This window comes from Devosia rhodophyticola (assembly GCF_028816475.1).
Taxonomy (GTDB): domain Bacteria; phylum Pseudomonadota; class Alphaproteobacteria; order Rhizobiales; family Devosiaceae; genus Devosia; species Devosia rhodophyticola.
Genome location: NZ_CP118247.1, coordinates 366,822 through 381,696, shown reverse-complemented (window position 1 = coordinate 381,696; position 14,875 = coordinate 366,822). Strand labels below are relative to the sequence as shown.

Annotated in this window: 9 protein-coding genes; 4 read left to right on the top strand and 5 right to left on the bottom strand. The window is 57.6% G+C overall.

The window, feature by feature from the left end; translation table 11 throughout:
* Positions 1–7: 7 nt before the first annotated feature.
* Complete coding sequence (locus PSQ90_RS01840; RefSeq protein WP_282211742.1) at positions 8–865, bottom strand: WecB/TagA/CpsF family glycosyltransferase; 858 nt, start codon at positions 863–865, stop codon at positions 8–10.
* A 239-nt stretch (positions 866–1,104) separates the two neighbouring features.
* On the opposite strand from PSQ90_RS01840, the gene PSQ90_RS01835 reads away from it, so the two are divergent.
* The 3 genes from PSQ90_RS01835 to PSQ90_RS01825 are packed head-to-tail and all read left to right on the top strand — an operon-like array spanning position 1,105 to position 4,258.
* Positions 1,105–2,067, top strand: coding sequence for a glycosyltransferase family 2 protein (locus PSQ90_RS01835; protein ID WP_282211741.1), 963 nt, complete (start codon positions 1,105–1,107; stop codon positions 2,065–2,067).
* Between the two features lie 7 nt (positions 2,068–2,074).
* The gene (locus PSQ90_RS01830) at positions 2,075–2,995 is read left to right on the top strand and encodes a glycosyltransferase family 2 protein (RefSeq protein WP_282211740.1); all 921 of its coding nucleotides are present in this window, start codon (positions 2,075–2,077) and stop codon (positions 2,993–2,995) included.
* Positions 2,996–3,004: 9 nt separating this feature from the next.
* Positions 3,005–4,258: a glycosyltransferase family 4 protein gene (locus PSQ90_RS01825; RefSeq protein WP_282211739.1), complete on the top strand. Its 1,254-nt coding sequence runs from the start codon at positions 3,005–3,007 to the stop codon at positions 4,256–4,258.
* Positions 4,259–4,271: 13 nt separating this feature from the next.
* Here the strand turns inward: PSQ90_RS01825 and PSQ90_RS01820 are convergent, their stop codons facing one another.
* From PSQ90_RS01820 to PSQ90_RS01805, 4 genes are all read right to left on the bottom strand, one after another.
* Positions 4,272–5,678, bottom strand: a complete 1,407-nt coding sequence (locus PSQ90_RS01820; protein ID WP_282211738.1) for an O-antigen ligase family protein — start codon at positions 5,676–5,678, stop codon at positions 4,272–4,274.
* Positions 5,679–5,762: 84 nt separating this feature from the next.
* A complete protein-coding gene (locus PSQ90_RS01815; RefSeq protein ID WP_282211737.1) occupies positions 5,763–6,953 on the bottom strand; it encodes a hypothetical protein in 1,191 nt (396 codons plus the stop codon).
* Between the two features lie 162 nt (positions 6,954–7,115).
* The gene (locus tag PSQ90_RS01810) at positions 7,116–8,039 is read right to left on the bottom strand and encodes a glycosyltransferase (protein WP_282211736.1); all 924 of its coding nucleotides are present in this window, start codon (positions 8,037–8,039) and stop codon (positions 7,116–7,118) included.
* 157 nt (positions 8,040–8,196) lie between these two features.
* Positions 8,197–8,883, bottom strand: a complete 687-nt coding sequence (locus PSQ90_RS01805; protein WP_282211735.1) for an acyltransferase — start codon at positions 8,881–8,883, stop codon at positions 8,197–8,199.
* Between the two features lie 931 nt (positions 8,884–9,814).
* Here PSQ90_RS01805 and PSQ90_RS01800 point away from each other — a divergent pair.
* Positions 9,815–14,875 carry a DUF4082 domain-containing protein gene (locus PSQ90_RS01800; RefSeq protein ID WP_282211734.1) on the top strand — a complete coding sequence of 1,687 codons (5,061 nt, stop codon included), beginning with the start codon at positions 9,815–9,817 and terminating at the stop codon, positions 14,873–14,875.

Sequence of the window (14,875 nt, the reverse complement as noted above, 5' to 3'; positions counted from 1 at the left end):
ATTGGTCCTATGGCGCGCGCTTATGCGGCGGGGGTTCGATTTGTTCGGTAGATGCGGATGGCCCCAGCGGCGCTGCGGGACGTAGGGCCTCGCGCACCGTCAGCGCCACAAAGGCGCTATTGGTCATCAGATATCGTTTCCATAGCCGCCCCGGTTCCTGAACCAGCCGATAGGCCCATTCGAGGCCGAGCCGTCGCCAACTCGGCGGCGCGCGTCGGGTAAGGCCGGCCAGAACATCAAACGATCCACCGACCCCGTGCAGCACAGGAACATCGAGCTCATGGCGAAACCGGCGCAGGAATATTTCCTTTTTCGGCGAGGCCATGCCCAGAAAAAGCATGTCGGCACCCGACGCACGAATGTCGGTTGCAATCGTGGTCGCCTCATCTTCGCTGTAATAGCCGTGATGACTGCCAGCGATTTTTACGTTTGGCCAACGCTTTGCGATATTTGCTTCCAGCGCAGCAAGAACTTGAGGCTTGGCGCCCAGCAGATAAATGCCGCGCTGCTGCTGATCCGCCAGGGCGAGCAATTGCTCGAAAAGATCGATCCCCGTCACCCGCTCCGGCAATGGCTTGCCCAGCAACCGGCTGGCCCACACAATCGATTGTCCATCGGCAAGCAGCAGATCACAGTCCAAAATTGCTTCGCGCAGGCCCGGATCACGCCGAAGATTGACGATTTTCGCCGCATTCAGCACGCCAACGAGCAACGATGTGTGCGTCTGGATGGCCTGTCGGCAGCGCTCAACCGTCTCGTCCATGCGCATGCTATCGACATAAAGGCCGAAAAGCAGCCTGCGGGGGGAAGGCTTTGCTCCCGTGATCGCGGTCATTCCCCGTGGTGCTTCAAAGTCGAAAGCCATGTCAGCCTCCCTGTTTCCACTGCGAGGTTAGGGGGAGGTGAGATAGGTCAGCAATCAATCGGGCCGGTCTGGGAGGGGAGTAATATTGATGCCCTCTAGCCCAAGAGTAGGCATCCAATGGCTATCCTTATTTAGTCGCTAAGCAGAACGGCACCCGCTTAACCTAAAATCCCTAGTTCACCCGCCGCCCCGCTAACGGATAGTCTTAAAAGGAGAAAATGTAACTTGGAGCGCTTCGGGTGACCGTTCAGACCGCATCAGTAGCTGTAGGATTTTCGGCCAGCGACAACCGGCCGCTCGCCCTTGTGATTGTCACATATAATAGTGCGGACACATTGGGCGGCTTGCTGGATACGTTGGCCGACGGACTTGAGGGCCTCTCGAACACAGAAGTCGTGATCGCCGACAACGCCTCGAGCGACAACAGCATTGCCTTGGCCTCGGCCCATCCAATTTGCCCCCGGATCATTCCTACAGGCCGAAACGGCGGCTATGCGGCTGGGATCAATGCCGCATTGGCAACAATTGAGGCGGGCGCAGATGTTCTCATCCTCAATCCCGATATTCGGCTGTCGCGCGGCGCTGCTGCCCGGTTGGTGGCAGCATTGCGGCTCCCCGGCGTCGGCGTTGCGGCCCCAAGGGTCGTGCATGAAGACGGAACACCAAGCTTTTCGCTCCGCCGCGAACCCACAGTTCTAACCGCCTGGGCCGACGCGCTGCTCGGCGACAAACTGGGCTCCAGCTTTGATCAGGGCGAGTGCATAGTCGATGATACTCACTATCGAATCGCTCGGGATGTTGATTGGGCCAGCGGCGCTGCATTGGCTATCTCGGCCGAAGCGCGCGAGCGTGTCGGTCCCTGGGACGAAACATTCTTTTTATATAGCGAGGAAGTGGACTTTCAGCGACGCGTGCGCGCTGCCGGCTTCCGCATCGTTTACGAGCCCGAGGCCGAACTGATCCACATCGGCGGGGAATATGGACAAAACAGCCGCCTGTATTCAATTCTCACGATCAACCGCATTCGCGACTATGCTCGCCATCATGGTATGATCTCGACGGCTCTGTTCAGATTGGCGGTCTGGACCGGCGAGGCCCTGCGCAGCGCAGGCGGATCGCCGGTGCATCGCGCCGGCATGGCGGCTGCAATCCGACGCCAGCCATCAGGTGCCAACTGGCCAAAAATATTCCAGCAACAATGAGGCATGCATGAACCCCACAGTCTCGGTCATTCTGCCCTCGCACAATCGAAAAGACTCGATCCGCGCCTCCGCAACCAGCGTGCTCTCGCAATCGTTTGGCGATCTCGAACTTATCGTTGTCGATGATGGGTCAAAGGAGGACATCAAGTCGGTCCTTGATGCCATTGGCGATCCGCGGATCAAATATATCCGGCGCGAGCAGAATGGCGGGGCCGCTGCCGCCCGCAATACCGGCGTTGCCGCCGCACAAGGCACATTCGTTGCCTTTCAGGATAGTGACGACCTCTGGTTGCCAAAAAAGTTGGAGTGGCAGTTGGCAATGTTTGCCGCGCTCCCCGACGATGTCGGCGTCGTCACCAGTCACCGGATCATATACGGGCGCGACGAGAATTATGTTTTCGGCGCTGACAAGGTTTGCGTGGCGCCAGATCTCAGCAAAGCCATCGACCAGTCAAATCAGGTCGGCTCCATGCTCGATGCCAATCGGCTGGTTCTGCCCTGCGCCCTGTTTCGGCGCAATTTGCTGCCGACAGCCGATTGGTTCGACATCTGCGCCAAGGCCAATGAAGACTGGGAATTCGCCGTGCGGATCAGCCAGATCACCCGCATCCATGAAGACAACCGGCCAGTCATGCTGGCCTATGTGTCACCCGACAGCATTTCGGGTAGTCGCAGCAAACAGGCTATGGGCACGGTGCGCATACTGACGGTCAATCGGGAACTGCTGCGCCAATATCCCAGCCAACGCGCCGCTATCATGGTTGATATCGCGCGCAGTCTAGCTGCGACCGGCAAAACCCGTTGGGCCAGGCGCTTCATTGTGGAAAGCGTGCGCGCTCACCCTTCGGCAATCTGGCTTCTGGCACAGAGCCAGATGCGCCGCACCGGCCGCTCGCTTCGGCGCGTCGCCCATAGCTTTTTGGGTTAGCGGCTCCCCATGCGCATAGTTGTTTACCCCCACGTCCTGTCCATCGGCGGCAGTCAGCTCAACGCCATTGAACTTGCCGCCGCAGTCCGGGACCGTGGGCACGATGTAACCATTTTCGCCGCCGAAACCGGCAGCCTCGCAACCACTATAAAAGAGCTTGATCTGCCGCTTGTTCTGGCACCACCCCATAGGGTGCGTCCCTCAATGCAAATTGCCTGCGCCCTGCGTGATCTCTGCCGGAGCGAGAATATCGACGTCGTCCACGGCTACGAATGGCCACCCTCGATCGAAGGGTTTTATGGGCCACTGCTTTCGGATGGGGTGACCGTTGGCTGTACGGCAATGTCGATGTCTGTCGCACCGTTCATTCCATCCTCAATGCCCCTGATCGTGGGGACCGAGCAGATCGCAGCGGCGGCCCGTACCGGCCGCTCGGGCCCTATCCGAGTCATCGAGCCGCCGGTCGACGTCCAAAGCAATTCGCCGATGATTGATGGACAGGGGTTCCGGGCCGAATTTGATTTGGATGATCGACCAACAATCGTCGTTGTTTCACGGCTGGCCGTCGCACTCAAACTCGAGGGGTTGGAGCGCGCCATCGCCGCTGTCGATCTCTTGGCAGACCAAACCGGCGCACGTTTGGTAATTGTCGGCGACGGTCCTGCGCATCAGGCGCTCGCCAGTGCCGCCGCCAAGGTCAATCAACGCACCGGCGATAAAACGATCATACTCACCGGTGAGCGCGCCGATCCGCGTTCCGCATACGCTGCCGCTGATATCATCCTCGGGATGGGTGGTTCGGCATTGCGGGCGATGGCGTTTGCAAAACCTGTCATCGTTCTCGGCGAACGAGGCTTTTCCGAACTTTTGACCCCCGATACGGCTGAAATGTTCCTTTGGCAGGGTTTTTATGGGCTTGGCGATGGCAACACGCGACCAGAACCGCTTGCCAATATTCTTGCCGGGCTTCTTCAAAGCGAAAGTCGAAGGTCGGAACTGGCGGCATTTTCGAGAAAATTTGTCGAAGATCGCTTCAGCCTGACCGGTGCCGCCGAACGGCAGATCGGTTTTTACGAGGAATGGATGCGCGAGCGACCAAGTCGAATAACCCTGTTCAGGGAAGCGGCCAGCACGGCAGCCCAGCTACTGGTGCATAAGGCACGTGGTCGGTTTGTCCGTCTGACCGGGCGACAGGCCCCCGAAGATTTCAATGCCGTTGATGAGATTGCCAAGGTCGCCAAGTTCTCGCGCCAGTCCCCTTAAGAACCGCTGACAACTACCTCTCTCTGTGTCCAACGGGCTGACGAGGGGCCCGAAGGGGCCGCCGGGACCGGCTTGCCATGGCCCGCTCCTCTGGCTCAAGCTTGAGCCCATCATCTTGGCGCGGCACGTTTAGTAGCCACATGCCAGCGCCTACCATGAACAGAAAGAACACATAGGTTCCGTTCCAGAAATGAACCATCCATCCGGTCAGGAAAAACGAAGTCATGGCAATCAGATAGGCGGCGCGATAGTCGTATAGGCGCTGGTCCAGATTGCGAACTTTGCCAATCGACCAGACTGTGACAGCGAAAAACGCCATCATCAGCACGCCACCTGGCAATCCAAATACGATAGCGTTGTAGAGCCAGAACATGTCAATGCTCGGGGGCATCCATGCAGGCCGGTCCCAACTCCCCAGGCCAACACCAAACCAGGGATGCCGGGCGACCGACTCAGACCCATAGTTCCAGATGAGTATCCGATAGTATCCAGATTCCTGCTCGAAGGCGAACGACACCAGAATGTTCGGCAGGGGACGGCGGGCAAACAGCTGCACCGCCAGAATGAACATCAGAACCAGCGATATCAGGATGGTCCAACGCCCCTTGATTTTGCTGAAGAACCAGTTCCATCCCATCAATATTATCTGCACCATCATGCCGCTGAGTGGCCCTGAGGACAGTGAAAGTGCGGCGGTTAGCCCAACCATTGTCGATCGCATCCAGCGGCGACCGAAATAGAACTCCCGACCGACAACGAGATGTGTCAGCGTCAGGATACTGCCAAGGCAAACACCCATCAGGATTGGATGCTCAAAGAACAGCTGCACCCGCCTCAAACCCCATCTAGGGTCCTTATGTGCGAGCTCAATGGTGGAAAAGAACTGCGACATGATTTCAAGATAGATGTTGCGCCCGGTTACCGCTTCAAAGACTGCAAATGGCAACAGCGCCAATACAATCCAGGTCAGCAGTCGCGCCAGGGCGCGAAAGTCGTCAGCGTTTCTGATGCAGCACCGCGCTATCAAATAAGGCGTCAGCGTTTCAAGAAATTGAATGCCGCCGGTTTGAAACGCCGTACTGATGCCATGGACTACCCCCAGGCTGAGCATGCACCAAAGGGCAAATCCTAAAAGCAGAACGTCGGGCAGCCTGACGCGGCCCGCGCGTCCGGCGGCGAACCACATCAGACTGGGCAGCAAAAGCACAATGAGCGACAGGCGATAGGGCGTCAGTCGGACGGATCCGAGAAAATACTCCCAAGGCAGCATCCAGGTGAAAAGCAAAAGGATCACCGCGCCATGCAGGCGATGGGAATTGCCCGGTTCGCGCACACGCCCGACACCTGGCCGCTCATCCCTCGGGCTGCGGTGGGCGACCTTTGCGCGTCTGTCAGCGCGACTGACGGTGAGTGTCGACATAGGTGCGGTCTCGATATTGAGAGCCCAGATTACGGGGATCGCTGCCAGTTGGGGATTGCTAATAGGAGCTAGACTTCGAACCGGTCAGGCCAGCCGTTTCACCACGCCGCCCGCGTGCCACGCATAAAGCATCCACCCAAATTCATAAGGGCGACACTCATAATCGATTTTTCCAGGCGGAAAGATCGCGTCGAGCCCAGGCAAATGCCAACCGGTCTTGACGGAAGTGCTCAGGGCCGAAATCGAGCGCACGAACTTCGGCGGTTCAGTCCGCCCCACCTTTCGCCAGATCATCCCATCTTCAAGCGAAACCAGCGGGTCTCGCGCTTCATATGGATTGTCGATCCATTCCAGACCTTTGATGACCGCTGCGCGGTAGTCGGTGCCACCCGCTTCATGCAGGTCCAGCAGCGCCATCGGCGCCATTGCATGCTGATGCACGCTATATACCGGGAACCCCTCGGTAACGCTGCCGTCGCGAACGTCATAATGCCACCACCATTGCCCGGCGGTTCCCTGCAAATGAACAATACGAGCCGCACAATCATTGGCCGCCTGCAGCGCCTCACTGTTGCCATCGGCCTGGCCAAGACGGGCGAGGGCCTGAATGGGGTAAACCTGATCGGCAAAGCATCCCAGATGGGCGCGATGCCACCGCGCAGAACTCAGTGGCGTGACGTGACCAAACAGACCTTTTGGACCCTGCGCATCCATCAGTCGCCGCGTCGCGACTTTTTGCAAATTTTCGACATTGCCAAGGTGACGCGCTGCGAGTGTCGCGGTTAACGTCCAAGCAACCGGAACGGTCTCGATGCTAACACTTGCCAACATTTTTTCGAGCCGGTCGAACAGGCCTTTGGCGAATACGCCAGCCGTTTCCGCAGCCGCCCACGCCGCAAGCGCCACGACACCGACATCGTTGGAATGGGCCGCGCGTTGCACGCAGATCAACGCCAGCTCAGCGGCGGTTATCCCTTCAAGAACAGATCGTTGCGACCTTTCGGGTAGCCATCCCAACCCCTGCGCCACAATGGTCGCATAGCGCAAATTGTCGCCTTCGGCCCGCGTCCCCGACCCGTTACTTCGAGTAATGTTCCGCATCGTCTGAGGAAAATGCCCATTGCCCAACCGCATCCGCTTCAACCCATCAAGGGCTAACGCGCAATAATCCGGAATACGGGCAATGGCCTCTGACGAACTTTGATCCAACCCTTTGAGCCGGTCATGAGCTCGCTGGATTTCGCCAACGTTGGCATGGTCTATGGCCTGTGGCATGTCTACCCCGTGCAATCCACTCAACAGCAACTACTTCCAGTAGAATTTGCCACGGCAGGGCAGGGCGCGCACGTTGCTCATGCGATGCAACGATTGCACAATTCTCTAACACCCGGCTTAGTCAGCCGGTTCAGAATAGCCCGATTTATGCATGTCTAACCGTCAGAGATCGTCGCGATTCCACATATCGAGCCGCATCGCCGCATCGTCACGAAATGCCAGCCCTATCATGCGCTGCGCCCGATAAAGCCGCACCCGCGTAACGCAGGCCAACGCAGCCCATCGGTCCCGCCACCGGCCCAACTTGGATGTCCTTACAACGGTAAATAGCTCAGCCACAGGTGACGCCGCAACGACCGCACTTTTGATAAGCCAACGCAGCTTTCCCAGCGATTGCCCCTGCAATTCGCCAAATTCATGGGCAACATGGCGATCCCAACGCCGCGCCAATGCGTTAAACGAACCGCAGGATGGCGTGTTGACGCGCGCTTCCGACATATAGGCAATGCGATGGCCCATGGCACTGGCGCGCTTGCCCCATTCGGTATCTTCCATGGTCTTGATGCCACCAAAAGGCCCGACTTGGCGAAACACCTCGGTGCGGACGGCCATGTTGCCAGTGGCAGCGTAGCCGTCGCGTTCGACATATCGGCGCGCGCGATAACTGTAGAGACTCTCATAGCATTCGACCGCCGTCAGACGTCGTGCATCGGCCGGACGGATACCAATGTCGCCGCCAGCAAAATCGATCCCGGGGTTGTCCCTGAAGGTGCGGACGATGACTTCGAGCCAGCCAAGAGCCGGTACACAGTCAGCATCGACAAAGGCGAGTATCGGTGCGCTGGCCAACGAAGCGCCCAAGTTCCTTGCCGGTCCCGGGCCGGGGGTCAGTTCGCGCGCCAATTTCACATTGGGCGCCAGCACAGTGGCAAAGTCCGGCATCTGAACCGAACCATTGTCAACGACGATAATCTCAAAATTCATACCCGGCATTTGCTGGGCATTCAACGCCAAAAGGCAGAGGCGTAAATCGTCGGGTTCATTCAGGTGCGGGATGATAACGCTGACGTCGAGCTGCTCGGCCATCGCCGTATTCTCCCCTGATGGCCTTGGTACCATCCTTGCCAGCTTCTATTGTTGAGGCTCTGTTCTCGGGTAGCAATAACCCGAGTTCTGGGGGCCCATAGCTCGATATGATGGAATTGGGGACCATTGCGCTGCCTGGACGAGCGCATCAACAACCTCATTCCAAATCCTGGCGCATCCGAAGTACCCGCGCCGGTACGCCCGCAGCTATGGCATAGGCGGGAATATCGCTCGTCACGACCGCACCAGCGCCAATGATTGCGCCCTCGCCAATCGTTACGCCCGGTAAAATGGTAGCATTAGTGCCAATGTCAGCACCTGCGCCAACGCGCACCGGCTTAATTTCAAGTTGAGTTGCTATCACAGGCTCACTCAGCGGCAGCCCGGTATGCTGTGAGCCCAATACCTTTGCGCCGGGTCCCCAGCCTACATTGTCGCCAAGCACCAGATTGCGGGCATCAAAGAAAGCCTGCGGTCCGATCCAGACCCGGTTGCCAATAATGCAGGTTCCATCAAACCGGCCTTGAATATTGGCACCGACGCCAATGAATACATTGGCCCCAATTTCAAAGGTTTCCAGATGCTTGAAGCTGACCTGACTGGCCACTTGCAAACCCGGGCCGCAGCGGCGCGCCCCGCCTTTCCAGATCATCTTTCGCATCAGAAAATTCAGTTTGCCGTCGCCAACCGCGAAGCGCGCATAGACGTCCTGGAGTCCCTCTGCACCATAGGCAGACTGCAGCCAGTCCGCCAATCCAACTTCAAACAGAGGGTCATCCTCAATGGCGCGGCGCCCATGGACTGCCTGTATCTGGCGATCGGTATCAATCGTTTCAGTCGACATGTCTCCGCCTGACGTTGGCGTCCCTGCTGTGCAGGCACTTGATCTTATTCATCGCAGTCAAGGTTAGCAGCACTGGGGCCGCGTGAAAATTTCTCAATGGAGTTAGAGGGTTATGCGACGTTCTAGGCGCATTGCCTCATATTTGACGATCCAGCTAAGCACAATGATCTATTCGAAGTCCGAACACGCCAATTGCTCAATCATGCTGGCCAACGAAAAGGTGAGTTCAAATCGCCGATATATCTGCGAGAACCATGCATGCGCGCGCGCCGATTTGGAAATGACCACGTTGCCCTCGGTATTAACCAGTATTCGACTTTGCTTGACGGACTAGTACCGCAATAATCCTTCGATTGATTTCGGTGCCCCGTCTGCCGTGCCAATGTATTCGAAACTTTAGATACGGGGGCTCGCGTGAAATCCTACAGCAATACAGTTCGCGGCCAGTCGACATTGTACCAGAACGTGGCTGTCCAGCCGGCACTTCTGGCACGACATCGGCAGCAGGGTAGCGCCCGCTCCAAGGCAATTTCCCATTTCCGTGGCGATGGGTCCAACGCGCCGTGGGCCGCCGCGCTGGCGAATTCCTATAATAGACTCAACGCACCTACGCTGGTCGCAAAGCTGGGGCACACGGCCCTTATGTTCGGAGCGGGCAAAAGCCACTTTTTCCCATCCAACGATTCTGACGCTTCTGGTTCGCCGGAGACGTCGGACGGCGCGCCGACCAATTCAACGCCCGCGTCCTGGTTTGCTTCCCACCATCATCAATATAGCCCCCCGCAGCAAAATGGGGGAGCCCGGGAAATGGGCGGGCCATCACCCATGGCATGAACACACACCAACCTCACCGGGCCAAACGCCCAACCCACCGGGAAACACAGATAACCCTCCGCCGGTCGATACTGGAACGGAATCTGGTGGGCCGACTTTGGCAGAATGGAAAGCGGGCTGGATATCGGGCGCGACCTCGTCAGATGCCGCAGGCGGCTCACACGACGAAGATGAGGAATATGGCGATCCCGTATATTTTGAACCTTCCGCCGACAGCACCACCAATGTGCCGCTGCTGAGTGAAGCCAATCTTGTAAATCCGATCGTATTGGAGAACCAGAAGCAGGGCACGCCAGAAAGCGTCTGGATGATCGATGCCGGCGACGCCAGCATCGAAGGCTTTGCCGAGCAGTTCACAATCAACCACGGCCAAACGGTCAACTTCAAAATCGATACCGATTCTACCAACTACCGCATCGACATCTATCGCCTTGGCTATTATGGCGGCGATGGTGCGCGCCTGGTTGGGTCCATCGACAAGAACCTGAGTTCCGCCGCGACCCAGCCGGTCCCTATTTTTGATCCGACCACCAAGCTGGTGGATGCCGGTAACTGGAACGTCACTGCTTCTTGGGACATCCCTCAGGAGGCCGTCTCGGGCATCTATTTTGCGCGGATGACCCGGTTTGATGGCTCAGGTGGCGCGAACATCATTCCTTTTATCGTGCGCGATGACGAAGCACCGAGTGATATTACTTTCCAGACCTCTGATACCAGCTGGCAGGCCTACAACTGGTGGGGCGGTTACAACTTTTATGGTGGCGTTGACGAAGGTGGCCATGCCGGACGTGCGAGCGCCGTCAGCTATAATCGCCCCATCATAACCCGCGACGGCGGCTTTGCTTCCGGGCCGCAAGATTTCATCTTCGGCGTCGAGTATCCGGCCATCCGCTTTCTTGAGCAGAATGGCTATGACGTCAATTATATCTCGGGCATTGATACCGCTTCCAATGCGGCCCAATTGCTGAACAGCAAGATTTTTCTCTCCGTTGGCCACGATGAATATTGGTCGGCCGATCAGCGCACCAATGTTGAAGCTGCGCGCGACGCCGGGGTAAACCTCTCCTTCTGGAGTGGTAATGAAGTTTACTGGGAAACCCGCTGGGAACCAAGTATCGACGGCACCGGAACGCCCTACAAGACCTTGGTTTCCTACAAGGAAATCTGGGACAATGCCGATATAGACGCGAACGGGACGACCTCAACCTGGCGCGACCCGTTGCTAGGCTCGGGTAACCCCGAAAATGCACTGACCGGCACGATGTTTACCGTCGACTCCTACCGGCTCGACGCTATCGATGTGCCCTACGATATGTCCAAATTCCGCTTCTGGACCAATACAGCGGTGGCCGATCTTCAGCCCGGTGAAGTCTATACCCTCACCCAAAATCTGCTCGGCTATGAATGGGATTCCGACGTCGACAACGGTTTTCGCCCTGCAGGCCTGGTGCCGCTTTCCTATACATCCATTGATGTAGATTCCAAGCTGCTTGACTATGGCAATACGGTTGGACCGGGCAATTCAAATCATAGTCTGACACTTTATCGCGCCCCAAGCGGCGCCTTGGTTTTCGGGGCAGGGTCGGTCTATTGGGCTTGGGGCCTTGATGCCAACCACGATTTGGAAACCACGCCAACTGATCCCAACGTGCAACAGGCGATGATCAACCTGTTCGCCGATATGGGTGTTCAGCCCGCCACCCTGATGCAAAGCCTGGCGGTTGCCAGCCAGAGCACGGACAACCAGGCTCCCACAACGGTTATCACCTCGCCAACCGGCGCCGCAGGCCTGACTGCCGCCGAAACCTTGACGATTACCGGCACAGCGACTGACGCCGGCGGTGGCTGGGTGGCTGTCGTTGAAGTGTCGACGGACAACGGTGCAAGCTGGCACCGGGCCACCGGCTATGATAACTGGACCTATAGCTGGACCCCGATCGTGGGCGGCGAATATACCATCCTCACCCGTGCCGTCGATGACAGCATCAATCTTGAAGTCCCCGGCGCCGGTTTAACCGTCAATGTAGATCAGGGCGGCGCTGACCTCTTCTTTGGACCCAATGAAGTCCCTGCAGAGTCATTTTCCAGCGACAGTGTCCCAGTCAATATTGGTGTGACGTTCAGCGCCAGCCAGTCGGGCGAAATTGTTGGCGTGCGCTACTACAAAGGCGTCGGAAACGCCGGTGAACACATTGGCTCACTTTGGACTTCAACCGGCACATTGCTGAGTTCGGCATCGTTCCAGAACGAAACGCAAAGCGGTTGGCAGACAGTTATATTCGACTCGCCCGTGACCATCACGGCTGGAACAACCTATGTCGCCAGCTTCTTTGGCCGGGTCGGGTACGCGATCACGCCCGATTTCTTTGCAACGCCACAAACGCGCGGACCACTGACGCTTTCGGACGGCGTCTACACCTATTCCAGCACGAATGCGCTACCTACCCAGTCAGGCGGCGGGGCAAATTACTGGGTCGATGTGGTGTTCAGCGGCGTCCCGACGCCCAACGAGCCTCCCGTCGGCCAAAATGATAATGGGTTTCTGGTGGCGCGCGATACGGCCATCACATTCGCAACTAGCACGCTGCTGAGCAACGATACCGACCCGAATAACGACCCGCTGATATTGACCGGCGTGAGCAACGCCGCCGGTGGAACCGTTAGCTTTGATCAGCAAGCTCAAACCGTCACCTTTACCCCGAATGCCGGATACACCGGCCCGGCATCCTTCAACTATGCAATCTCTGATGGTCGCGGTGGCGTTGGTTCAGCTGCGGTCAACATGGATGTTGCAGCCTCGGTCAGCACCAGTTCACTGTTTAGCCCCAGCGACACCCCTTCTGTTCTGGGCAGCAACGATCCATCCCAGGTCAATCTGGGTGTCAAATTTGTTGCCTCAGCGGGTGGGGCGATCACGGGTATCAAATATTTCAAAAGCGCCACCGATACCGGCACTCACACAGGTTCACTCTGGTCCAGCACGGGTACACTGCTTGCAACGGCAACCTTCGCCAATGAAACTGCGAGCGGCTGGCAAACGCTAAACTTCTCAAATCCGGTGCCGATTTCGTCTGGAACAACTTATGTCGCCAGCTTCCACAGCAACGGCAATTATGCGTTGACGCCAAACTATTTCACTACCGACAAGGTCAGTGGCCTGCTGACGGCGCCGGCTGCAGGCAATGGCGTATATGCCTATGGCAATGGCAATCTGTTCCCTGTCAGCACGTTTGACGCATCAAATTACTGGGTCGACGTCCTGATGACCTCGACCGTCAGCCCCAACCAGGCGCCCATTGCCAATGCGGATAGCGGATACACCACGCCGCGCAATACCGCATTGACCCTGGCAGCAGCGGCCTTGCTTGCAAATGACAATGACCCCGATGCCGATCCGATTTCTGTGACAGGTGTCAGCGGCGCTGTAAACGGCGTTGCCAGTTTCGATGCCCAGACCAATACCGTTCTGTTCACGCCAACAGTTGGATATTCGGGTGCTGCATCATTTGTCTACGCCATCTCGGACGGACGCGGTGGCACTGCCAGCGCGACGGTCGGGTTGACCGTTGAAGCGGCGCCCAACAATGCACCTACGGCGACTGGGGACACCGGATTTTCCACGATGCGTGACGCTGCAGCCCAAATTGGCGCCGCATCGCTTCTGGCCAATGACACCGACCCTGACGGCGATCCGCTGACCATTACCGGTGTGAGCGCCGCTCAAAACGGTACTGTCAGCTTTAACGCTCAGAATAATATTGTCACCTTCACGCCGACCGCCAATTATACCGGCCCGGCCAGCTTTACATACGCGATCTCAGACGGTCGTGGCGGCATATCGTCTGCCGATGTGACGCTATCGGTAACGTTGCCGCCGTCAGGCAGTGGTCTATTCGCAACCGATGCGACACCTGCTGCGGCCTCCGTAAATGATCCAAGCTCGGTTGAACTGGGAATGAGATTCACCGTCGCCTCAGCCGGCACAATCAGTGGTATGCGGTTCTACAAGGGTGCGCAAAACGTCGGCCCCCATACCGGTACACTGTGGTCGGCAACGGGCACACAACTGGGCAACGTAACGTTTAGCAACGAATCCGCCTCCGGCTGGCAGTCGGCAAGTTTCAGCAGCCCAATCGCGGTTTCGAGCGGCACCAGCTATATTGTGTCCTACCATACCGACAGCGGCTATTACGCTGCCAACTCCGGCTATTTCAATACAGCCACCAACAACGGCGTTCTGTCGGCGCCGCAAAGCACCACCAACAATGGCAATGGTCTTTACGCCTATGGCTCGGGAACCTTGTTTCCGACCAATACCTACAATGCGACCAACTATTGGGTGGATGTTTATTACGAGCAAGCCGCCAACACGGCGCCCGTCGCCAGCAACGACAGCGGCTACACCACCCAGCGTAATGCCACGCTGCAGATTGCGGCCTCCAATCTTCTGGCCAACGACACCGACGCCAATGGCGACCCACTGTCGATCACCGGCGTAAGCGCGCCCACCAATGGGACTGTCGCCTTCGATGCGCAAACCAACACCGTAAACTTTACCCCAGCAACTGATTTTTCGGGGACAGCAGGCTTTACCTATTCCATATCGGATGGCCGTGGCGGTAGCTCGTCAGCCAGCGTTTCCCTCAACGTCGCAGCAGCGGCAACCGGCGTGTCGCTGTTCTCCACTGCGTCCGCTCCCACAATGCCCTCGGTCAACGATCCAAACGGGGTTGAGTTGGGGATGAAATTCACCAGTTCCGAAGCCGGAACGATTACTGGCCTGAAGTTCTACAAGGGACAGCAGAACACCGGCACGCACACCGGAACCCTGTGGAGCGCCTCGGGCACCGCGCTCGGAACGCTCACCTTCCAGAACGAAACGGCAAGCGGCTGGCAGACGGCGTCCTTTGCGTCGCCAATCGCCATAGATGCCAATACAACCTACGTTGCTTCCTATCATACCGATGGTTTCTATTCGGCAACGCCAAACGGCTTTGGCTCCGCCGCCACCGCAGGTCCGTTGACCGCGCCTTCCAGCGCCTCAAGCGGCGGCAATGGGCTCTATGCCTACGGCGGCGCCAGTGCCTTCCCGACCAGTAGCTACAATGCCTCCAATTATTATGTCGATGTGATTTTTAACGGACAGCTGGCGTCCTAG